Source organism: Streptomyces sp. V1I1, from assembly GCF_030817355.1.
Lineage (GTDB): Bacteria > Actinomycetota > Actinomycetes > Streptomycetales > Streptomycetaceae > Streptomyces.
Genome location: NZ_JAUSZH010000001.1, coordinates 913,138 through 933,181 on the forward strand (window position 1 = coordinate 913,138; position 20,044 = coordinate 933,181).

At 71.0% G+C, this 20,044-nt stretch carries 17 protein-coding genes and 1 pseudogene; 10 read left to right on the forward strand and 8 right to left on the reverse strand.

Annotated elements, in window-relative coordinates:
- Nucleotides 1-15 precede the first annotated feature (15 nt).
- Nucleotides 16-624, reverse strand: a complete 609-nt coding sequence (locus QFZ67_RS04535) for a helix-turn-helix domain-containing protein (RefSeq protein WP_307659789.1) — start codon at nt 622-624, stop codon at nt 16-18.
- A 425-nt stretch (nt 625-1,049) separates the two neighbouring features.
- On the opposite strand from QFZ67_RS04535, the gene QFZ67_RS04540 reads away from it, so the two are divergent.
- From QFZ67_RS04540 to QFZ67_RS04575, 8 genes are all read left to right on the forward strand, one after another.
- Nucleotides 1,050-3,191: a hypothetical protein gene (locus QFZ67_RS04540; RefSeq protein WP_307659790.1), complete on the forward strand. Its 2,142-nt coding sequence runs from the start codon at nt 1,050-1,052 to the stop codon at nt 3,189-3,191.
- A gap of 121 nt (nt 3,192-3,312) precedes the next feature.
- Nucleotides 3,313-4,800: a GT4 family glycosyltransferase PelF gene (gene pelF, locus QFZ67_RS04545; protein ID WP_307659791.1), complete on the forward strand. Its 1,488-nt coding sequence runs from the start codon at nt 3,313-3,315 to the stop codon at nt 4,798-4,800.
- 47 nt (nt 4,801-4,847) lie between these two features.
- Nucleotides 4,848-6,158 (forward strand): hypothetical protein, encoded by a 1,311-nt coding sequence (locus QFZ67_RS04550; protein WP_307659792.1) that lies wholly within the window; start codon nt 4,848-4,850, stop codon nt 6,156-6,158.
- A 97-nt stretch (nt 6,159-6,255) separates the two neighbouring features.
- Nucleotides 6,256-7,257, forward strand: coding sequence for an SDR family NAD(P)-dependent oxidoreductase (locus QFZ67_RS04555; RefSeq protein ID WP_307659793.1), 1,002 nt, complete (start codon nt 6,256-6,258; stop codon nt 7,255-7,257).
- A 27-nt stretch (nt 7,258-7,284) separates the two neighbouring features.
- Nucleotides 7,285-7,998 (forward strand): sugar phosphate nucleotidyltransferase, encoded by a 714-nt coding sequence (locus QFZ67_RS04560; RefSeq protein WP_307659794.1) that lies wholly within the window; start codon nt 7,285-7,287, stop codon nt 7,996-7,998.
- A gap of 6 nt (nt 7,999-8,004) precedes the next feature.
- Nucleotides 8,005-8,904 (forward strand): NAD(P)-dependent oxidoreductase, encoded by a 900-nt coding sequence (locus QFZ67_RS04565; protein ID WP_307659795.1) that lies wholly within the window; start codon nt 8,005-8,007, stop codon nt 8,902-8,904.
- Nucleotides 8,905-8,977: 73 nt separating this feature from the next.
- Nucleotides 8,978-9,619 (forward strand): spherulation-specific family 4 protein, encoded by a 642-nt coding sequence (locus QFZ67_RS04570; protein ID WP_307659796.1) that lies wholly within the window; start codon nt 8,978-8,980, stop codon nt 9,617-9,619.
- Nucleotides 9,616-10,413, forward strand: a complete 798-nt coding sequence (locus tag QFZ67_RS04575) for an endo alpha-1,4 polygalactosaminidase (RefSeq protein ID WP_307659797.1) — start codon at nt 9,616-9,618, stop codon at nt 10,411-10,413. The genes QFZ67_RS04570 and QFZ67_RS04575 overlap by 4 nt, the downstream gene beginning before the upstream one ends.
- A 103-nt stretch (nt 10,414-10,516) precedes the next feature.
- On the opposite strand, the gene QFZ67_RS04580 is transcribed toward QFZ67_RS04575, so the two are convergent.
- The 5 genes and pseudogenes from QFZ67_RS04580 to QFZ67_RS04600 form a co-directional block, all read right to left on the reverse strand.
- Nucleotides 10,517-10,933, reverse strand: a complete 417-nt coding sequence (locus QFZ67_RS04580) for an ATP-binding protein (RefSeq protein WP_307659798.1) — start codon at nt 10,931-10,933, stop codon at nt 10,517-10,519.
- Between the two features lie 196 nt (nt 10,934-11,129).
- A pseudogene (locus QFZ67_RS04585) lies at nt 11,130-11,534 on the reverse strand (glycoside hydrolase family 2); the annotation flags it as partial.
- Between the two features lie 39 nt (nt 11,535-11,573).
- Nucleotides 11,574-12,791 carry a glucose-1-phosphate adenylyltransferase gene (gene glgC, locus QFZ67_RS04590; protein WP_307659799.1) on the reverse strand — a complete coding sequence of 406 codons (1,218 nt, stop codon included), beginning with the start codon at nt 12,789-12,791 and terminating at the stop codon, nt 11,574-11,576.
- A 92-nt stretch (nt 12,792-12,883) separates the two neighbouring features.
- On the reverse strand, nt 12,884-14,047 hold the full coding sequence (glgA, locus tag QFZ67_RS04595) for a glycogen synthase (RefSeq protein WP_307659800.1): 1,164 nt from the start codon (nt 14,045-14,047) through the stop codon (nt 12,884-12,886).
- A gap of 119 nt (nt 14,048-14,166) precedes the next feature.
- Entirely contained in the window at nt 14,167-14,856 is a 690-nt protein-coding gene (locus tag QFZ67_RS04600) for a (2Fe-2S)-binding protein (RefSeq protein ID WP_373430204.1), read from the reverse strand.
- 200 nt (nt 14,857-15,056) lie between these two features.
- On the opposite strand from QFZ67_RS04600, the gene QFZ67_RS04605 reads away from it, so the two are divergent.
- Nucleotides 15,057-16,100 (forward strand): DMT family transporter, encoded by a 1,044-nt coding sequence (locus tag QFZ67_RS04605; RefSeq protein ID WP_307659801.1) that lies wholly within the window; start codon nt 15,057-15,059, stop codon nt 16,098-16,100.
- On the opposite strand, the gene QFZ67_RS04610 is transcribed toward QFZ67_RS04605, so the two are convergent.
- Nucleotides 16,002-17,225 carry a transglycosylase family protein gene (locus QFZ67_RS04610; RefSeq protein ID WP_307659802.1) on the reverse strand — a complete coding sequence of 408 codons (1,224 nt, stop codon included), beginning with the start codon at nt 17,223-17,225 and terminating at the stop codon, nt 16,002-16,004. The genes QFZ67_RS04605 and QFZ67_RS04610 overlap by 99 nt on opposite strands.
- Nucleotides 17,226-17,301: 76 nt before the next feature.
- Nucleotides 17,302-18,588, reverse strand: a complete 1,287-nt coding sequence (locus QFZ67_RS04615) for an ROK family transcriptional regulator (protein WP_307659803.1) — start codon at nt 18,586-18,588, stop codon at nt 17,302-17,304.
- Between the two features lie 142 nt (nt 18,589-18,730).
- Between QFZ67_RS04615 and QFZ67_RS04620 the strand changes: the two genes are divergently transcribed.
- Nucleotides 18,731-20,041 (forward strand): sugar ABC transporter substrate-binding protein, encoded by a 1,311-nt coding sequence (locus QFZ67_RS04620; protein WP_307659804.1) that lies wholly within the window; start codon nt 18,731-18,733, stop codon nt 20,039-20,041.
- The last annotated feature ends 3 nt before the right edge of the window (nt 20,042-20,044 follow it).

The window sequence follows — 20,044 nt, forward strand, 5'->3', positions numbered from 1 at the left end:
CCTGCTGCTTCACTCTCATGACGCCTCCTCGATGGCAGGCGGGGTTTTCACGGTGGGGTGGAGAGCGACCACGATGCGGTGCTCGCGGCCACCCGGGGCACTCTCGTCGTGGTACTTGGCGATCAGGGCGCCGACTCCCTGGGTCAGCTCCTCCACGAACGCGGCCCGTTCGGCGGCGGAGGCGAAGCGCACCTCGCCGTCGAGCGCGTACGTCGCAAGGCGCTTGCGGGCCTTGGCGGCGCCCGTGATCAGGGTGCCGACGTCGCGTACCAGCCGCGCGGCGACGGCGAGCAGCCAGCGCGCGGAGAGCTGGTCGCGGAAGCGGGCCGGGTCGGGCTGCACCGCGGCCAGAGCGAGCGGGGAGATGACGTACGAGGCCGCGGTGGCCCGCATCAGCCGCTCGGTGACATTGCCCTTCCTGCGCTCGCCGGCCAGCTCGACCAGGCCGTGCCGCTCCAGTGCCTTGAGGTGGTAGTTCACCTTCTGGCGGGGCAGCCCGACCCGGCCGGCCAGCATGGCGGCCGACGCCGGTCCGCCGGCGAGCTCGGCGAGCAGCCGGGAGCGCATGGGGTCCAGCGAGACGGCGGCAGCTGCCGAGTCCTCGATCACGGTCACGTCCAACATGTCTCCACCGTCCCACCGAAAACTTTTTTTGTCCAGACTCATTTCATTGTCGGATACCGGCATCTGGCCGAATCCTGCGAGTAACGCGGAAGAATTTTCTATGGTCCAGACCCTTGACGGTCGCGTCCCGCCAGGGAGTCGCTTCGCGCTCCCTTGACCTGCACGTCCGGCGTCGGGGCGAGGCGGGACGGACGCCCAACAGGCATGTCGGAGACGATGATCGGCGAAGCACTCGGGCAGAGGCATTGCATCCGTTTCGCGCCAGGTTTCACAATGCCCACACAGATTCCCCAAATTACGCCCCACTATGTGATCCGACAGAGAGCGGGACACGCGGGGCGTCCCACACGCGCCGACCACCGCTGGGGGGGCAAGGGCATGCCGGACTTCGGTCAGGCATGCCCTTCCGGGGAGGAACCGAACACATGAGGCGCAGGGTCCGCACGGCTGCCTTGTCCACTACGAGCGCACTTCTGCTCGCATTCGCCGCACCGGCTGCCCAAGCGGCAGCGGCACCGGAGCCACGTATCGATCTGAGAGTCCTGGTGGTGGACGACGGGGGCCCTGCCACCGCCGCCATCACCGCCGAACTCGACGGCTCGGGAACGCCGTACACCCTGCTCGATCTGCATCGGACGGACCGTCCCGTGATCGACGCGGGCTTCCTCGCCGACACCGTGGGCGGGCGGCCGCGAGCCAAGTACCAGGCCGTGGTGCTGCCCAACGACAACCCCTTCGGGGCCGGCTCGGCGGAGATGGCCGCTCTCGCCTCGTACGAGAAGAGCTTCGCGATCCCGCAGGTCGACGCCTACACCTACGCCCGTCCCGAAGTGGGCCTGGACTACCCCGTCAACGGCGGCTACAGCGGCTCGCTCGACGGCGCGCGGGCCGAGGTGACGGCCGCCGGCAAGGCGGGCCCCTTCGGCTATCTCGACGGGTCCGTCCCCTTCGAGGACAACTCGCCTTCCGTGGGCGAGAGTTACGGGTATGTTGCGAAGCCCGCCGCGGGCGCCGACTTCACCAGCTACCTGGACGCGCCACTGCCCGGCTCGCAGCAGCGCGGTTCGATCGTCGGCGAGTACCGCCACGACGGCCGCCGCGAGCTCGTCGTCACCTTTGTCTACAACCAGTACCAGCAGCAGTTCCGGCTGCTCGCCCGCGGCATCGTGAACTGGCTGACGCAGGGCGTCCAGATCGGCGCGGCCCGCAACTACTTCGCCGTCCATGTCGACGATGTCTTCGGCGCCGACGACCGCTGGGACAGCGTCCTCAACTGCACTCCGGGCGACGTGGACTGCGCGCCGGGACAGGGCGAGCCGGACCCGATCCGGATGACGGCCGCCGACGCGCAGTACGCGGCGCAGTGGTCCGCCTCCAAGGGCTTCACCCTCGACATGGTCTACAACGGCGGGGGCAGCGAGCTGTTCAAGGAGGAGCACGGCGGCAGCGACCCGCTCGCGCAGCAGCTGACCGCCGACAAGGACGCCTACCGTTGGGTGAACCACACCTACAACCACCCCTTCCTCGGCTGCGTCCAGGACGTCACCGTCGTCCCCTGGGTGTGCGCCAAGAACGCGGACGGGAGTACCAAGTACGTCAGCCGTTCCGCGATCTCCGCCCAGATCGGGGACAACCGCTCCTGGGCCCAGCGGGCCGGACTCCCGCTGCAGAGCGACGAGTTGGTCACCGGTGAGCACTCCGGGCTGCGGATCCTGCCCCAGCAGCCGGACGACAATCCGAACCTCGCGCCCGCCCTTGCCGACAACGCCGTCACCTGGCTCGGCTCCGACAACTCGCGCGACCGCGCCCAGCGCCGGGTCGGCTCCGCCCTGACCGTGCCGCGGTACCCGATGAACGTCTTCTACAACGCGGGCCGCACCGCCGAGCAGATCGACGAGTACAACTGGATCTACACCCGCACGGCAGACGGCGGCAGCGGCATCTGCGAGACCTCGGTCAACTCCACCTGCCTGGCAGAGCCGCTGGACACCGCGACCGGGTACGCGGACTACGTAGTGCCGCTCGAGGCCCGCATCGGACTCGGCCACGTGCTCGCCAACGACCCTCGGCCGCACTTCATCCACCAGTCCAACCTGGCCGAGGACCGCATCGCCTACCCCGTGCTGAACCGCGTCCTCGACGACTACGCGGCGCTGTACGCGGACAGCACCCCGCTGGTGAATCTGCGCCAGCGCGACATCGGCGCCGAACTGCGCGACCGGGCCGCCTGGAACACCGCCGTCAAGGCGGGCCAGGTGACCGCCTACCGCATCGGCGACGCCGTCACCGTGCAGGCCCCCAACGGCGTCCGGGTCACCGCGACCATGCCGGCCGGCACCCGGCAGAACCTGCTCCTCGGCACCGCCGACTTCGGCAGCGCGTACGCCGGCGCGGTCTCCGGATGGGTCGGCCCGGGGCTGCTCCAGGACCGGGTCACGCTCACCCTGCCCGCCGCGGCGCCTACGGCGGCCCGCACCGCGAAGGCGGCGCCGGTCCAGGCGTCCGCGCCGCGGCTGCCGCTGCCCGTGGGCGTGCGCCAGCGGGTCCCGTACGGCGTGACCGGCTGACGCCTCGGCACACGCGGTCCCGGGGCCCAGTCCCCCCGGGACCGCGCGCTCGACGCGCCGCCGCCCGCCCTCCGGGCGAGGCGCCCCCCTTCCCTTCTCGCATCCAGGGGAGCAGTTCCACATGGCCGAGTCCTTATGCGCGCCGCGATCCGGCGCGCCTCTGGTCACCCTCCTCACCGAAGGCACCTATCCGCACAGCCATGGCGGCGTGAGCGTGTGGTGCGACCAACTAGTCGACGGATTGCCCGACTTCGACTTCAACGTCATCGCGGTGACCGGCACCGGCCGGGAGTCCCTCGCCTGGGAGCTGCCCGCCCATGTCGCCGAGCCCGTCAGCGTCCCCATGTGGGGGCCCGACCCGGCCGGGGCCGCGCCGCGCGGACGCCGGCTGCGGCGGCTGACTGAGACGTACGAAAGGTTTCTGACCTCGTTCCTCGACCCGGCGACCGAGGCGCACTTCGGTCCCGCGCTGTACGAACTGGCCGGGGCGGCCCGGGACGGCGTACTCGCGCCCGCGCTGCGCACCGACCGTGCCGTGCGCATCCTGGCCGGCGTCTGGAACCGCCGCGACCTTCCGGTGTACGCGGCGCGGCCCACCCTGCACGACGCGCTCACCGCCACCGATCTGCTGGAACACGCGCTGCGGCCGCTCGCGGCCGCGCCGCCGGAGCGGGGCGTCGCGCACGCGGTCAGCGGCGGCATAGCGGTCCTGCCCGGTCTGGTCGGCCGACAACTGCACGGCGTACCGCTGCTGCTCACCGAGCACGGGGTGTATCTGCGCGAGCGCTATCTCGGCTACCGCACGGGCCCCTACCGCTGGCCCGTGAAGGCGCTGCTGCTCGGCTTCTTCCGGCTGCTCGCCGAGGAGACGTACCGCGCGGCCGACCTGATCACTCCCGGCAATCGCTACAACCGGCTGTGGGAGGAGCGCGGCGGTGCGGACCCGGAGCTCATACGCACGGTCTACAACGGCGTCGACCCGGCGGCGTTCCCGCCCGCCGGGCCCGAACCGGACGTGCCCACGCTGAGCTGGGCCGGCCGCGTCGACCCGATAAAGGACCTGGAAACCCTGATCCGGGCCTTCGCGATCGTACGGAAGGACCTGCCGGACGCGCGGCTGCGGCTCTTCGGCGGCACCCCGCGCGGCGGCGAGGCCTACCGGGAGCGCTGCGAGGCGCTTGCCGCCGAGCTCGGGCACGCGGACGCCGTCTCCTTCGAGGGGCGGGTCGACGATATACGGGACGCGTACGCGGCCGGCAATGTCGTGATGCTGTCCAGCATCAGCGAGGGCTTTCCGTTCACGCTGATCGAGGCCATGTCCTGTGGGCGCGCCACCGTTTCCACCGACGTCGGAGGGGTACGCGAGGCCGTCGGCGACAGCGGTCTCGTGGTGCCGCCGCGGGAGCCGGAGGCGATGGCGCGCGCCGCGCTGGAGTTGCTGCGTGATCCGCGGCGGCGGGCCGCGATGGGCGAGGCGGCGCGGCTGCGGGTGATCGAGCAGTTCACGCTCCGGCAGACCGTCGACACCTTCCGCTCGATCTATCTCGAACTCGCCCTGGGCGCCCATGAGCCGGCGGCCTCGGCATGGCCCGCGGAGGTCCTCGCATGAGCGGCCCGTTACGCCTTCTGCCGGGCGACGGCGACACCCTGCCTGTCATGCCCAGGCCACGCTTCCGGACGCGCTCCCTGCCCAGCTGGGCCGAGGACCCGATCGACGAGCTCGCCGAGCGTCTCGTCGAGCAGGTCGCGACCGCCGTCCATCCGTACGAGGTGGCCGCGCTGCTGGAGTCGGACGGTCTGACGGGTGAGCAGATCACCGAACGCTACGCGCGTCCGGACCTCTTCACGCTCGCCGAGGATCTGTACGCCCGCGTGCCGCGCCACTACCCGGAGCCGCCGCCCGCGCCCGACCCCTGGCGGCCCGACCATCTGCGCTGTGCCCTGCGCGGTCTGGTCTTCGCCCTGCCTGGCCTTGCCTATGTGCTGGGCGCCGGGCTGTGGCACGGCACGGCGGACGTCTCCGGGCTCATCGTCTCCGCGCTCGCGGCCTGGGCGTGGAACCAGGCGCTCAGCCATCGCGCGTATCTGCGGCTTGCGGCCGGGGGGAAGGCCGCAGCCGGGCGGACCCTGCGCATCGGCGCGCCCGCCGGTGCGCTGGGGGCGGCGGTCGCGGGGCTGCTGGTATCCGGTCCCGGTACGGGCGCGGCCTTCGCCGCCGGTCAGTCCTGCTATCTCGCGGCGGCGAGCGTCCTGCTGGTCCTGGGCCGCGAACGGGCCCTGCTGCTCACCCTGTTGCCCGTGGCCGCCGGTGCGGGAGCCGTGCTGATGTGGCAGCCCCCGGCACCACTCGCACTCGGGCTGCTGCTGTCGACGGTGACGCTCGCGGTCCTGGCCGCCGGTCACGCCGTACGCGACGCCGTGCGGTCCGAGACCACGGCCGCGGGGGCCACGCCCAGGGTGCTGCGCTCCCTTCCGTACGGGCTGTTCGGCCTCGCCGCGGGCGTGCTCGCGGCGCTGGCCGGGGCGGACGACCCGCGCTCGGTCGTCGTCCTCACGCTCAGCATGGGCTTCGCCGAGTGGCTGCTGTACCGCTACCGCTCGCTCGCGCTGGCCGCGCTGCGTGCGAGCACCACCAGTCGCGGCTTCACGCTGCGCGCCGGGCGGGCTCTGGCGTACTGCCTCGGCGCGTATCTGGCGGTCCTCGGTCTCGGCTCGCTGGTCGCGGGGACCTGGCCCGCTCCCCTGCTCGGCCTGGGTGCCGTGCTCTGGACCGCGCTGCTGCTGCAGGCGTTCTCGCTGGCCTGGACGCCGGCCGCCGTCACGCTGGCCGCCGCGGCCGCGGAAGCTGCGGCCCACTTCGCCGGGCTGCCGCCCGGCCCCGCCCAACTGATCTGTAGCACCGCGGCAGCTGCCGTCCTGGTCGCCGCGGCCTGTCGGCTGCTCGGCCGGCCCACCGCACACCGCTGACCACATCCCATCTCAACGCACCGCCCACGGACCACTCACCACCGACCAACGACCGCTCACCACCGACCACCGACCACCGACCACAGGAGCAACTGTCGTGACATCCAACGCGCTTGTCGCCGTCACCGGAGCCGAGGGCTTCATCGGATCGCATCTGACCGAGGCCCTCGTCGCCGCCGGCTACCGGGTCCGCGCCATGGCCCAGTACAACTCCTTCTCCTCCTACGGATGGCTGGAGACGCTCTCCCCCGACACCCTCGACCAGGTCGAGATCGTCCTCGGCGACGTCCGTGACGCCGGCTCCGTGCATCAGCTCGCCGAGGGCGCCGAGGCCGTCTACCACCTCGCCGCGCTGATCGCGATCCCGTACTCGTACCGGGCCCCGCACAGCTACGTGGACACCAATGTCACGGGCACCCTCAATGTGCTGGAGGTGGTGCGCAAGCTGGGGATCCCGCGCATGGTGCACACCTCGACCAGCGAGACGTACGGCACCGCCCAGACGGTGCCGATCACCGAGGACCACCCCATCAACACCCAGTCCCCGTACGCCGCTTCGAAGGCGGGCGGGGACCGGCTCGCCGACAGCTACCACGCCAGCTTCGGCACTCCGGTCGTCACCCTGCGCCCGTTCAACACCTTCGGGCCGCGCCAGTCGATGCGGGCGGTCATCCCGACCGTCATCGGCCAGGTCGCGGGGGGCGAGCGGGTCATCACCCTCGGAGATCTGCGCCCCACCCGCGACTTCCTGTACGTGAAGGACACCGCCCGCGCCTTCCTCACCGTCGGCACCGCGCCCGCCGACGCCGTCGTCGGCCGCACCTTCAACGCGGGTACCGGCGGTGAGATCTCGGTGGGCGAACTCACCCGGCTGATCGGCAAGTTGATGGAGGCCGACCTCGATGTACGCGAGGACGAGGAGCGCATCCGGCCGGCGGGGTCGGAGGTGATGCGGCTGGTCGCCGACGCGACGCGGCTGCGCGACGCCACCGGCTGGCAGCCCGAACACGACCTGGAGAACGGGCTCGTACGCACCATCGAATTCTTCCGCAACCCGGCGAATCTCGCCCGCTACAAGACCGGCATCTACAACATCTGAGCCACCGGACCTGACAGGGGAGTCCCCATGCACGCAGTGATACTCGCAGGAGGCAAGGGCGTCCGGCTGCGGCCGTACACCACCGCTTTACCCAAACCGCTGGTGCCCATCGGCGACCAGCACGCGATCCTGGAGATCGTGCTGCGCCAGCTGGCCGCCGCCGGCTTCGTCAGCTGCACCATCGCGATCGGCCATCTCGGCCACATCATCCGCGCCTACGTCGGCAACGGCTCGCAGTGGGGGCTGCGCGTCGGCTACTCCACCGAGGACAGCCCGCTCGGCACCATGGGGCCGCTGCTCACCATGATGGACCGGCTGCCCGACGAGTTCCTCGTCATGAACGGGGACATCCTCACCGACCTCGACTACGCGGATGTCCTGGGGCAGCACCGGAATTCCGGCGCGCCGCTCACCGTCGCCACATACGCGCGCACGGTCTCCATCGACTTCGGGGTGCTCACCACCGAGTCCGGCCGGGTCGTCGGCTTCGCCGAGAAGCCGAGCATGGACTACCGCGTCTCCATGGGCGTGTACGGACTCACCCGCGAGACGCTCGCCGGCTATACGCCCGGTCTGCCGCTCGGCTTCGACGAGCTGGTACTCGACCTGCTCAAGGAGCAGAACCCGCCGCACGCCTACGAGTTCGACGGCTACTGGCTCGACATCGGGCGGCCCGACGACTACGACCGGGCGAACGCGGAATTCACCACGCACCGCGGCCTGCTGCTCAAGGGAGCGTGACGGTCCGTGCGCATCCTCCTCCTGGGCTCCACCGGATTCCTGGGCGGGCACACCGCCGAGCAGCTGCGCGCCCTGCCGGGCGTGCGGCTGCTCGTCGGCGGCCGGTCCCCGGACGCCGACGTACGGCTCGACCTCACCGTCTCTCCCGGCGTCCTCGCGGACGCGCTGCTGGCGGCCCGGCCGTCGGTCGTCGTCAACTGCGCTGGCCTGGTGGCCGGCAGCGCCGTCCACCTCACCGACGTCAACGCCCGCGGCCCGGCCGCGCTGTGCGAGGCCCTGGGCGACGCGGCACCCGACGTCCGGCTCGTCCACCTCGGCTCCGCCGCGGAGTACGGGCCGACCGCGCCCGGCGAGCCGGTCACCGAGGCTGCCGCGACCAGGCCGCTGGGCCCGTACGGCGCCACCAAGCTGGCCGGCACGGTCGCCGTCGGCGCCTCGGGGCTCGACGCGGTCGTACTGCGCGTCTTCAACCCGGTGGGCCCGGGAGCGCCTGCCGCGGGTCTGCCCGGACGGCTCGCCGCCGAGCTGCGGCGGGCCGCCGACGCTGACGACACGGTGCGGGTCGGCGACCTGTCAGCGCACCGCGACTTCGTCGACGTACGGGACGTGGCGGACGCTGTGGTGCGCGCCGCGACAACCGAGGGTCCGCTGCCGCCGGTGCTCAACATCGGCAGCGGTGTGGCGACTTCGGTACGCGACCTGGCCCACGGTCTGGTCCGGACGGCCGGTTTCCGCGGCCGCCTGGAGGAGACCGGCACGGGGTCGGCGCGCTCGACGGCGGTCTCCTGGCAGTGCGCGGACATCACGTCGGCCGCCCGGGCTCTCGACTGGCGGCCGAAGCGCTCTTTGGTCGACTCGCTGTACGACCTTTGGGCGCGGCCGACGCCGGCGGGGGCGCCGCGATGAGGGGGCGGGTCGGCTTCCGGCGAACCCGTGGCCTCCCGGTGAGCGGCGGACCGGCATGAGCATGCTCGTGCCCATGTATGTACACCCCGCCGTCGACCCCGCCGCCTGGCAGGCCCTCGTCGCGTCCGCTCTTCTCCTCTACGGCGTGGTGCTCAACGTCGACGACGGTCCCGGCGCCGCTCCGGACCCCGCGTTCGTCGCCGCCGCCCGCGAATTGCGGGCGGCCGGCGTGCCGGTGCTCGGATATGCGGACACCGATTACGGGCGGCGGCCGGCCCGCGAAGTCGCACGGGACTTCGAGCGGCATCGCGACTGGTACGGCACGGACGGGTTCTTCCTCGATCAGGTCGCCCCCGACGCGGCCGGGCTGCGTCACTACCGGCGGCTCACCCGGGCCGCCCGGTCGCGCGGCGGGCGGACCGTCGTCCTCAATCCGGGCGCCCACCCCGCCCCCGGCTATGCCGCGCTCGGGGATCTGCTGATCACCTTCGAGGGCGACTGGGACAGCTACCGCGCCGCCCCGGTCGCCCCGACGTGGACCAAGGGCCTACCGCCGAGCCGGTTCTGCCATCTGGTGTACGGGGTTCCCCGCGGGCTCTGCCGGCTCGCGGCCCGTACCGCGGAACTGCGCGGCGCCGAGGTGCACTGTGCCGTATCCGGCCACGGTCCCAATCCCTGGTCGGCTCTGCCACCCGCCCTCCGGAAGGACTCATGAACCGCACGACGCGTCTGCGGACCGCGATCCTCGCTCTTGCCCTCGCGCTCCTCGCCGCGTGCTCGGGCCCGCCGCCGGACCCGTCGCCCCACCCGCGGCGCTGGCAGCCGAGGCCCGGAACCGCCTGGCAGTGGCAGCTCGACGGCCGGGTCGACGCCCGCGTCGACGTGCCCGTCTACGACATCGACGGATTCGAGAACGACGCCGCGACCGTCCGCCGGCTCCACCGGGACGGCCGCAAGGTCATCTGCTATCTCAACGCGGGCGCGTGGGAGTCCTTCCGCCCCGACCACGGGGACTTCCCCGCCTTGGTACTCGGCAGGGCCAACGGGTGGGACGGCGAGCGCTGGCTGGACATCCGGCGTCTCGACATCCTCCGCCCGCTGATGGCGAAACGCATGGACCTCTGCCGCGACCGTGACTTCGACGCGGTGGAGCCCGATCTGCTTGACGGGTATCTCAACGACACCGGGTTCCGGCTGACCGCAGCCCACCAGCTCGCCTACAACCGCATGATCGCGCGTCTCGCCCATGACCGCGGCCTGTCGGTGGGGCTGAAGAACGATCTGCCCCAAGTCAGGGAGCTGGTACGGGACTTCGACTTCGCCGTGAACGAGGAGTGCGCGGAGTTCGGGGAATGCGCGGCGCTGAAACCGTTCGTGCAGGCCGGGAAGGCGGTCTTCCATGTCGAATACGCGCTTGAGGTCGACAAGTTCTGCGAGCCGGCGCGCGCACTGGGGCTCAGCTCCATGCGCAAGAAGCTCAATCTGGGGGTGTGGCGGCAGCCGTGCTGAGCCGGGACGGCTCGCGGCCCTCGGGCCCCGGCCCCCTCAGGATGCCCCGGCCCCTCAGGGCCCTGACGCCCTCAAGCTCCGGCGTCCTCAGGCTCCGACGCCCTCAGGACGCGGCGAGAACCGCCTGTACGGTCTTGCCGCCGCCGGGTCCGCCCCGTACGGCGAACGTCTGCGCGAGCTCACGCACCATCACCATGCCCCGCCCGCACTCGTCCGTTTCCACCGGCGTGCACAGCCGCGGCGGAATCGGGCTGAGGTCCTCCACCTCGACGGTCACCAGCCCGGGATCGACGTGCAGCCGCAGTCGGCAGCTGCTGCGGCCGTGCCGGGTGGCATTGGTGACCAGCTCGGAGACGACCAGGGTGGCATCCTCGACCTGGTCGCCGGAGAGCTTTTCGCCGCAGCCCCGGGTGAGGAAGGCCGTCGTCAGGTGCCGTGCCCAGCGGGCGGATGTCTCCGCCTGCGGCAGGACATACGTCGCGCGTGCGGCACGCCGACGCGAGCGCCTGTGCGCACGCATGTGCATCACTCCGTTCCGGTAGAGCGGCATAAATCAGCCAGAAATCGGCCGGGAAAGCCGACTGGGGCGGGCCGTCGGCGGTCCAGGCACAATGACAGGCCCCTCACCCCCCTGTGATGCCCGCAGGCATTGATCGGCAATCAGCCACGGGGGCTCCGGTCCGCCTGCGCAGGGGCGGACCGGAGCGGCCGGCCGGTCAGGAGCTCGCGCACTCCATCGAAGCCGGGTCCGAGGCGTCACGGATCAGGGCGTCGTGCGCCGCCTTGAGCCGCTTGACGTCGGGCTTCATGATCTTGCGGTCGTAGGTGAGCAGGCCGTTCAGCTCACCCTCCACATCGGTGATCTGGGTGTAGACGGCGCCGTTGCTCCCCTGGCAGGCCAGTCTGCGTACGTAGCCGAGCTGGGCCAGGTACTCGTCCGTGTACTTGGCCTGGTCGACGCCGACGTAGGTGTGCTGGACCGGCCAGGCGTGGCCCGGCACGGCGAGTCCGAGCCCGCCGTACTCACCACTGACCAGCGCCCGTTTTCCGTCCGCCGCGGGGATCTGCGGGCTCGGATAGCCGTGCGCGTCGGCGATGTCGCCGTTGCCTCCGTCGACGGCAACGCCACCCTCCGTCGCGCCGGTCCCGGTCCCGGTGCCTCACAGGACCGGCTGTCCCTTGCCCAGCGCGATGACGCCGTTCTTGGAGACGGTGTAGAGCTCCTGGTCCCGCCCGGGGTTGACGCCGATCGTCGCGCCGGGCGGGACATCCACGTTCTTGTCGAGGATCGAGCCGCGCACCACCGCGCCGCGGCCTATGCGCACGTTGTCGTGGAGGACCGAGCCCTGCACGACAGCGCCCTCCGCCACGGTCACGCCCGGCGAGAGCACGGACCGGGTGACCTGGCCGCGGACTACGCAGCCGGGGCTGATGATGGACTCGCTCGCGATGCCCGCGCCGATGAAGCGGGCGGGCGGCAGCTGGCCGGAGTGGGTGTAGAGGGGCCAGCGGCGGTTGTCGAGGTCGAAGACCGGCCGGTCCGGGATCAGATCCATATGGGCTTCGTAGTACGTGTCGAGCGTGCCCACATCACGCCAGTAGCCGTGCTCCCGCGCACTCTCGCCGGGCACATGGTTCTCATTGAAGTCATAGAGCTGCGCCACACCTTGTTCGGTGAGCATCGGCAGGATCGAGCCACCCATGTCATGGACGGAGTGCTCGTCCTCCGCGTCCCGGTGGAGTGCGTCGACGAGGACCTTGGTGGTGAAGAGGTAGTTGCCCATGGAGGCGAAGACCCGGTCGGGGTCGCCGGGCAGTCCGGGAGGGTCGGCGGGCTTCTCCAGGAACCGCTCGACCCGGGTCCCGTCGGAGGCGGGGGTGATGATCCCGAACGACGACGCCTCGGCACGCGGCACCTTGATCCCCGCGACGGTGACGCCCGCGTCGTTCTCGATGTGGCGCCGCAGCATCTGCCGCGGGTCCATCCGGTACACGTGGTCGGCGCCGAACACCGCGATGTAGTCGGGCTGTTCGTCGTTCACGAGGTTGAGGGACTGCAGGATCGCGTCCGCACTGCCCAGATACCAGCGCCGGCCCAGCCGCTGCTGGGCCGGGACGGGGGTGACGTAGTTGCCGAGCAGGCTCGACATCCGCCAGGTGGTGGTGACATGGCGGTCCAGCGAGTGCGACTTGTACTGCGTGAGCACGCAGACACGCAGGATGTCGCCGTTGACCAGGCTGGAGAGCACGAAGTCGACAAGGCGATACATGCCGCCGAAGGTCACCGCAGGTTTGGCGCGGTCGGCGGTGAGCGGCATCAGCCGCTTGCCCTCCCCGCCGGCCAGTACGATCCCCAGCACCGAAGGTCCACCGCGCATCGCCGCCCCTTCCACGCCTGTGCCTGCCCTGCCGTACCTGCTGTGCCCTGCTCCCGCCGTGCCCTGCCGTGCCCTGCTCCCGCCGTGCCCTGCTACACCTGCTTGAGCAACTCCTCGTACACCTCGTACGTCCGCCGGGCCACCTGATCCCAGCCGAACTCACGTACCGCGCGCTCCCGACCCGCCGCACCCATCCTGGCGGCCTCCACGGCGTCGTCGACGACCCGGTTCACCGACTGGGTCAGGCCCGACTCGAAGTCCTGCGGGTGATGGGCGTCGTAGGGCACGAGCAGTCCGGTGCGTCCGTCGTCCACGACTTCGGGGATGCCACCGACCGCGGACGCCACGACGGCCGTGCCGCAGGCCATGGCCTCCAGATTGACGATGCCCAGCGGCTCGTACACCGAAGGGCAGACGAACACCGTGGCGTGGCTCAGCAGTTGGATGACCTGTGGCCGTGGCAGCATCTCGGGGATCCAGTGCACCCCGTCCCGAACCCGCTCCAACTCCTCGACCAGTTCGCGGAATTCACGGTCGATCTCGGGCGTGTCCGGGGCTCCCGCACACAGCACCAGCTGGATGTCCGGGTCGAAGGAGCGGGCCGCGCGCAGCAGATGCGGGACGCCCTTCTGGCGGGTGATGCGGCCGACGAACAGCGCGAAGGGGCGGTGCGGGTCGATGCCGATCCGCTCAAGGGCGTCCGTCTCATGGTCGGGGCGGTACATGCGGGTGTCGATGCCGTTGTGGACGACGCGCACCCTGTCCGGGTCGAGGGCGGGATAGCAGGCCAGGATGTCGGCGCGCATACCGTGGGAGACGGCGATCACGGCGTCCGCGGCCTCGATCGCGGTGCGCTCGGCCCAGCTGGACAGGGCGTAGCCGCCGCCCAGCTGTTCGGCCTTCCAGGGGCGCAGCGGCTCCAGGGAGTGTGCGGTCATCACATGCGGGACGCCGTAGAGCAGTTTGGCGAGATGGCCGGCGAGGTTGGCGTACCAGGTGTGGGAGTGGACCAGTTCGCGGCCCTGCAGCTCGGCGGCCATCGCCAGGTCGACGGAGAAGGTGCGCAGCGCTTCGTTGGCACTCTCGAGTCCGGCGAGCGCCTGGTGGCGCAGAACCCCTTCGGCCGCACCCTCACCCCAGCAGTGCACTTCGAGGTCGGTCAGGGCTCGTAACTCCCGGGCGAGGAACTCCACATGGACCCCGGCGCCCCCGTAGACGTCCGGCGGATACTCGCGCGTGAGCAGTCCGACCTTCACCCCATGATGGTCACGCAGATACGGCGTACGGGGAAGAGCGCGGTCAGGATCACTCGGCACCAGTCGGTGCCAGTCGGCATCACTCTGCACCCGTCGGCGCCAGTCGGCTTCGGTCGGCTTCAGTGGGCGGATCGCTGCGGCGGAACGTCGAAGACGCAGTCGCCGCAGAGCCCGCCGCCCGGGCAGCGGTAGTAGAGACAGCAGCTGCGCCGCCGCATCGCACGTCCGTGGACGGTGCCGGACAGATCGGGGTGGGCGAATAGCTCGGCGGCGAGCGCCGAGGCCCGCTCGGCCACCTCGGGCCGGCCCCCGCGCCGGGCCCAGGTGTGCAGTTCGCGTACGGCACCGCCGAGCGCTGAGCCCGCGTTGCCCCACAGCAGTTGCGGCGAGATCCGAGTGTCGGTCCGCACCGCGGCGGCGAGCGGGACGAGATGGCCGTACTGCACCGTCTCGCGAATCGTGGACGCATCGGCCGGCAGCGGACGGGTGCCGGTCAGGCACAAGTCGTCGGGCGAGCTGCGGTCCGGATCCCAGTGCAGCCGCGCGGGGTCGAGGTCGGGAACCTTGCCGTGCAGCGCGGCACAGCCGAGCGCGACCGACCAGAGCCGGGCGGCGAGCCCCAGATGCGCGATGGAGGCGGCGACCCGGCGCTCGGGGGCGCGCAGCCGGGCGGCAACCGTGTCGACGCGGGCCACGAGCGGTGCGGTGTCGCCCGCGTACAGCCGCGCGAGCGGGGCATGCCCGTCGCCCGGCGTCCCGGTACGCAGGGCGAAGAAACCGCCCACGGACGCCGTCTCGTCGAGGTCCACGCCCACGCTCCCGTCCCCTGTCACCGTCCGCATACGCACCCGGTCACCGTATCGATGACGTGGGGCCCTCTCATCCCCGCCGACCAGCTCACCCGCCGTAAGGGGGACTTTTGGCCTAGGCTCGTACTACGTCGGCAGTACGTCCAAGTGCCTGCTCAAGGACGACGACGGATTCGCTCAAGAGGGAGATCGTGGTCTCTATGAGTTCCCTCGCGCTGGCCGTGGTGCTGTCCCTGGTCTCCGCGGTCGCGTATGCGGCCGGGGCGATCATGCAGGAGCATGTCGCCGCCTCCACCTCGGCCCGGCCGTACGCCCCGCTGCACCACGCCGCGTGGTGGGTCGCCGTCGCTCTCAACAGCCTCGGCGCAGTCCTTCATGTGATGGCGCTCGCGTACGGGCCGCTCAGCCTGGTCCAGCCGCTCGGCGCGCTGACGATCGTCTTCGCCCTGCCGATGGCAGCCCTCTTCGTGCGGCGCAGGGCGGGCGCCACCGCCTGGCGCGGCGCGATCATGGCGACAGCAGGCCTCGCGGGGCTGCTGGCGCTGACCGGCGAGGCCGAAGCCCACTCGCTGGGCGGCGGGCAGCGCGGGGTGCTGGCCGGCGTGACCTTGGGCTGCGTGGCGTTGATCTTCCTGGTCGCCCAGACCGTGCACCGGCCCATCCTTCGCAGCGTGGGGCTTGCCGCGGCGGCGGGTGTGGCCTTCGGTATCGCCTCGGTGTTCACCAAGACCGTAGCGGTGGACTGGACATGGTCCGCACCGCTCCTCCAGTGGCCGAGCCTGCTGGTGATCTCGGTCCTCGCGATCGGCGGTCTGCTGCTCTCCCAGGCGTCCTACCGCGGCGCGGGCCTCGCGGCACCGCTGGCCACGGTCACGGTCGTCAACCCGGTGGTGGCGGCCGCGGTCGGCATAACGATGTTCGGCGAGACCTTCCGGTACGGCGTGCCGGGCACCGTGCTCGCGCTGGGCTTCGGCGTCGTGGCGGCCGGCGGGCTGATCCTGCTGACGACCGAGCGGCTGAAGGCGGCGCGCACCGAGGCGGAAGCACATGCGCAGGCCGAGGCGTCGGTGCGCCCCGCGCAGCAGCCGGTGTGCCGCGCAGAACCTCGCATGCTCCACGCGGATGCCCAGGCCCAGGTGCTCCCCTCAGACCGAGACGCCGCCCGATCTGAGGTAGGCGAGGGGATCGATGTCGGACCCGTATCCCGGCCCTGTACGCACCTCGAAATGGAGATGCGGCCCTGAGCTGTTGCCGGTGGACCCCGACCGTGCGATCCGCTGACCGCTGCTGACCTGCTGGCCGGAGCGCACGGTGAGCGCCGAAAGATGCGCGTACTGGCTGTATTTGCCGTCGGCGTGGCGGATGACGACCTGATAGCCGTACGCGCCGCCCCAGCCGGCCGAGACGACGCGTCCGGATGCGACGGCCTTCACGGAGGTGCCGGTGGGGACCGGGAAGTCCACGCCGGTGTGGTAGCCGCTGGACCAGGCGGAACCGGCCTTGCGGTAGGGGGTGCCGGTGCTCGCGTCGACGGGGGCGCTGAGTCCGGTCCGATGCGCGGGCTTGGTGGCGTGTACCCGCTTCGCCTGCTTCTTGGGACCCTGCTGCTTCGGCGCCTGCTGCTTCGGTGCCTGCTGTTTCGGCGCAGGCCGCTTCGGGGCCTGCTGTTTCGGCGGGGACTTGGGCCGCGGCTGGGCCTTCGGCTTCTGCGGGGCCGGTGCGTCCTGAGCCTCGACTCGCAGGATCAGCTTCTGCCCGGGGTGGATCAGGTTGGGGTCGCTGCCGACGACCGCGCGGTTCTGTGCGTACAGCCGCTGCCAGCCGCCGCTGACCTCCTCGGCATCCGCGATCTTGGAGAGTGAGTCGCCGCGGGCCACGGTGTAGCCCTCGCGGTGCGTGGGCACGGTGGTCGGCGTCACCTTCTTCAGCGCGGCCTTCCGCTCGCTCTTCGGTTCTAATCGCCTGGCTGGCGCGATCTCGGGGGCGTCACCGCCGCGGGTGAGGCCCGCCCGGGTGGAGCAGGTGGGCCAGGCCTTCGGCCCCTGCCCCTCGAGGACCTTCTCGGCGATGGCTATCTGCTGGTCCCTGTCGGCCAGATCCGCGCGCGCGGCGAATCGTCTGCCGCCGTATGCCTCCCAGGTGGACTGGCTGAACTGGAGCCCGCCGTAGTAACCGTTACCGGTGTTGATCTTCCAGTTACTGGTGGACTCGCATGCCGCGACCTTCTCCCAGACATCCACGGAAGCCGCATGGGACGTGCCCGCGCCGATGAGCGGCAGAGCCATGCCTGCCCCGCCCGCGGTGACGGTGAGAGAAGCCCGGTTGATGCGGCTCGGCTGGTATCGGCGGTGCCGACCGGTTGCGGCCATGGTTGGACTCCCCCACTGACATAGGTCACGTCGCAAGCGGTCAACTTAGGTGCTTGGCCCGAACCATGACAAGGGTTCAGGCGCGGCGCACAGAGGCGGCAGGACGCACCGGGTCGGCAGCCGGGGGCCGGCTGCCGCCGCCGGCCAGGAAGTCGGCCAGCGGCAGGGTCGCCGCGCCGACGGTGACCGCGTCCGGGCCGAGCTGCCCCAGCTCGATGGCGGTGCGGGCGGCGGCGTGGCGGAGAGCGTACTCCCCTGCGTAGCGGCGTACTTCGGGGAGCAAATGGGGGCCGATGAGCAGTCCGGCCCAGCCGCCGATGAGGATACGTTCGGGGTGGAAGAGATTGATCAGGTCGGCGACGGCCGCGCCCAGGTACTCGGCGGTGTCGTCGAGGAGGGAGACCGCGACCGGGTCGGGCTCAGGTCCTTCCGGACCGGGAAAGGCCGCCGCCAGCAGCGCGGCCAGCGCGGTTTCGTCGTCGGCGTCGGCGGGAAGCGGTCCGCCCGCCTCCTGCCAGCGTTCGCGCAGCGCTTCCGCGCCGGCGTACGCCTCAAGACAGCCCGGCGAGCCGCAACGGCAGCGCCGGCCCCGGATCCGTACCGTCGTATGTCCCCATTCGAGGGCGCTGCTGCGGGCGTTCTCGTCGGGGGTGGCGGCGTGCACGACGCAGGCGCCGACTCCTGAGCCGATCAGGGCGACGGCGGCCTCGCGGGCGCCGCGGCCACCGCCGAACCACATCTCGGCCTGGCCGAGTGTCTTGGCACCGTTGTCGATGAACAGCGGGACTTGTGGGGGCAGTTCGATGGAGTCGCGGACGAGTTTCTCGAACGGCACGGCGCTCCAGCCGATCGTCTGGCCGTGCACGATCGCGCCGTCCGACGTGTCCTGCTCGACGATGCCGGGGACGCCGATCCCGACGCCGAGCAGGCTCGCGGCGTCGGCGTTCGCGTCCCGCAGGACGTCGGCGACGCCGGTGCGGACATGGGCGACGACGCGCTCGACGTCGTAGCCGTGCTGGGCCAAGAGGTGTTCGGTGCGGCCGAGTTCGGTGAGCGAGAGGTCGAAGAGCTCGACGCGTACCCGGGTCTCGCCGATGTCGATGCCGATCAGCAGGCCGCTGGTGGGTTTGACGCGCAGCAGCGTGCGTGGGCGGCCGCCCTCGGAGTCGACCATTCCGGCTTCTTCCAGTACGCCTTCGGTGACGAGTTCCGCGACGACGTTGCTGATGGAACCTGAACTCAGCCCGGTGGCCGGTCCGAGCTCCTGGCGGCTCAACGGGCCGTCGAAATACAACCGTTGCAGAACCCTGGCACGGTTGCCGCGCCGCAGGTCACGCACTGTCCGTCTGTTGCGCTCCGCCATGGTGCTCCTTCCCTGGACGCAACATACCCCGGTCGCAGACCTTGACGCGACCTTCTCTCACCTCTTAAATCACGGCATAAATTAAGTCATGGAGGCCGTTCGGGAACCGAACGCAGCCACCCCGGGAAAGGGGCCACCTCTCATGCGCACCAGAGCCGCACTCGCTGTCACCGTCGTCACCGCGCTCGCCGCCGTCACCGGCTGTGGCGGCGGCGCCTCCACCGATGGGGGCGGCAGCAACGAGTCGCCCAAGACGCTCACGTACTGGGCCTCCAATCAGGGCCCCAGCGTCGAGGCCGACAAGAAGATCCTCACACCCGAGCTCAAGAAGTTCGAGGAGCAGACGGGCATCAAGGTCAAGCTCGAGGTGATCCCATGGTCCGATCTGCTCAACCGGATCCTGGCCGCCACGGCGTCCGGGCAGGGCCCCGACGTCCTCAACATAGGCAACACCTGGTCCGCCTCGCTCCAGGCGACCGGTGCGCTGCTGCCCTGGGACCAGAAGAACTTCGACGCGATCGGCGGCCGGGACCGCTTCGTCACGTCGGCTGTGGCATCGGCCGGGGCCGAGGGCAAGGACCCCGCGGCCGTGCCGCTGTACTCGCTGGCGTACGCGCTCTACTACAACAAGAAGATGTTCGCCGATGCGGGGATCTCCCAGCCGCCGGCCACCTGGGACCAACTGGTTGCCGACGGGAAGAAGATCTCCAAGGGCGGGAAGTGGGCGCTGGGCGCCGAGGGCGGCAACCTCGCCAACAACATCCACCAGGTCTTCGTCCTCGGCAAGCAGCACGGCGCGGACTTCTTCGACTCCTCCGGCAAGCCCACCTTCACCTCGGACGGCGCGGTCGCCGCGGTGAAGCAGTACGTCGACTTCATGGCCAAGGACAAGATCGTCGCGCCGGGCAACGCGGAGTACGCCCAGAACCAGTCCCTCCAGGACTTCGCGCGCGGCAAGACGGCCATGGTGCTGTGGCAGGCCGCCGCCTCGACCTTCGCCGCCCAGGGCATGAAGCCCGCGGACTGGGGGGTCGCTCCCGTGCCGGTCGCGGCCGGCGCTCCCGGCACCGGGCAGAACACCAACTCCATGGTGGCGGGCATCAATATGGCCGTCTTCAAGAACACCAAGAACATCGACGGCGCCAAGAAGTTCGTGAAGTTCATGACGAGCGACGCGGAGCAGAAGCTGCTCAACAAGACGTACGGATCGATCCCGCCGGTCAAGGCCGCGCAGCAGGACCCGGCGTTCTCCGCGCCCGATCTGAAGGTCCTTCGCGACACGCTGGCCACCAGCGCCGCGCCCCTCCCACAGGTACCCGCCGAGTCGCAGTTCGAGACGGCCGTCGGCACGGCAGTCAAGGAGCTGTGGGCCGATGCCGCGGCCGGACGCCCGGTGACGACCGAGTCCGTCAAGGACCGTCTGGCCAAGGCCCAGCAGCAGATGCAGCAGTGAGGC

Coding starts and splice junctions, on each gene's coding strand:
- QFZ67_RS04535 (WP_307659789.1), bottom strand. CDS start 624: ATGTTGGACGTGACCGTGATCGAGGACTCGGCAGCTGCCGCCGTCTCG.
- QFZ67_RS04570 (WP_307659796.1), top strand. CDS start 8,978: ATGTATGTACACCCCGCCGTCGACCCCGCCGCCTGGCAGGCCCTCGTC.
- QFZ67_RS04575 (WP_307659797.1), top strand. CDS start 9,616: ATGAACCGCACGACGCGTCTGCGGACCGCGATCCTCGCTCTTGCCCTC.
- QFZ67_RS04550 (WP_307659792.1), top strand. CDS start 4,848: ATGCCCAGGCCACGCTTCCGGACGCGCTCCCTGCCCAGCTGGGCCGAG.
- QFZ67_RS04540 (WP_307659790.1), top strand. CDS start 1,050: ATGAGGCGCAGGGTCCGCACGGCTGCCTTGTCCACTACGAGCGCACTT.
- glgC (WP_307659799.1), bottom strand. CDS start 12,791: ATGCGCGGTGGACCTTCGGTGCTGGGGATCGTACTGGCCGGCGGGGAG.
- QFZ67_RS04615 (WP_307659803.1), bottom strand. CDS start 18,588: ATGGCGGAGCGCAACAGACGGACAGTGCGTGACCTGCGGCGCGGCAAC.
- QFZ67_RS04605 (WP_307659801.1), top strand. CDS start 15,057: ATGAGTTCCCTCGCGCTGGCCGTGGTGCTGTCCCTGGTCTCCGCGGTC.
- pelF (WP_307659791.1), top strand. CDS start 3,313: ATGGCCGAGTCCTTATGCGCGCCGCGATCCGGCGCGCCTCTGGTCACC.
- QFZ67_RS04610 (WP_307659802.1), bottom strand. CDS start 17,225: ATGGCCGCAACCGGTCGGCACCGCCGATACCAGCCGAGCCGCATCAAC.
- QFZ67_RS04620 (WP_307659804.1), top strand. CDS start 18,731: ATGCGCACCAGAGCCGCACTCGCTGTCACCGTCGTCACCGCGCTCGCC.
- QFZ67_RS04580 (WP_307659798.1), bottom strand. CDS start 10,933: ATGCGTGCGCACAGGCGCTCGCGTCGGCGTGCCGCACGCGCGACGTAT.
- QFZ67_RS04560 (WP_307659794.1), top strand. CDS start 7,285: ATGCACGCAGTGATACTCGCAGGAGGCAAGGGCGTCCGGCTGCGGCCG.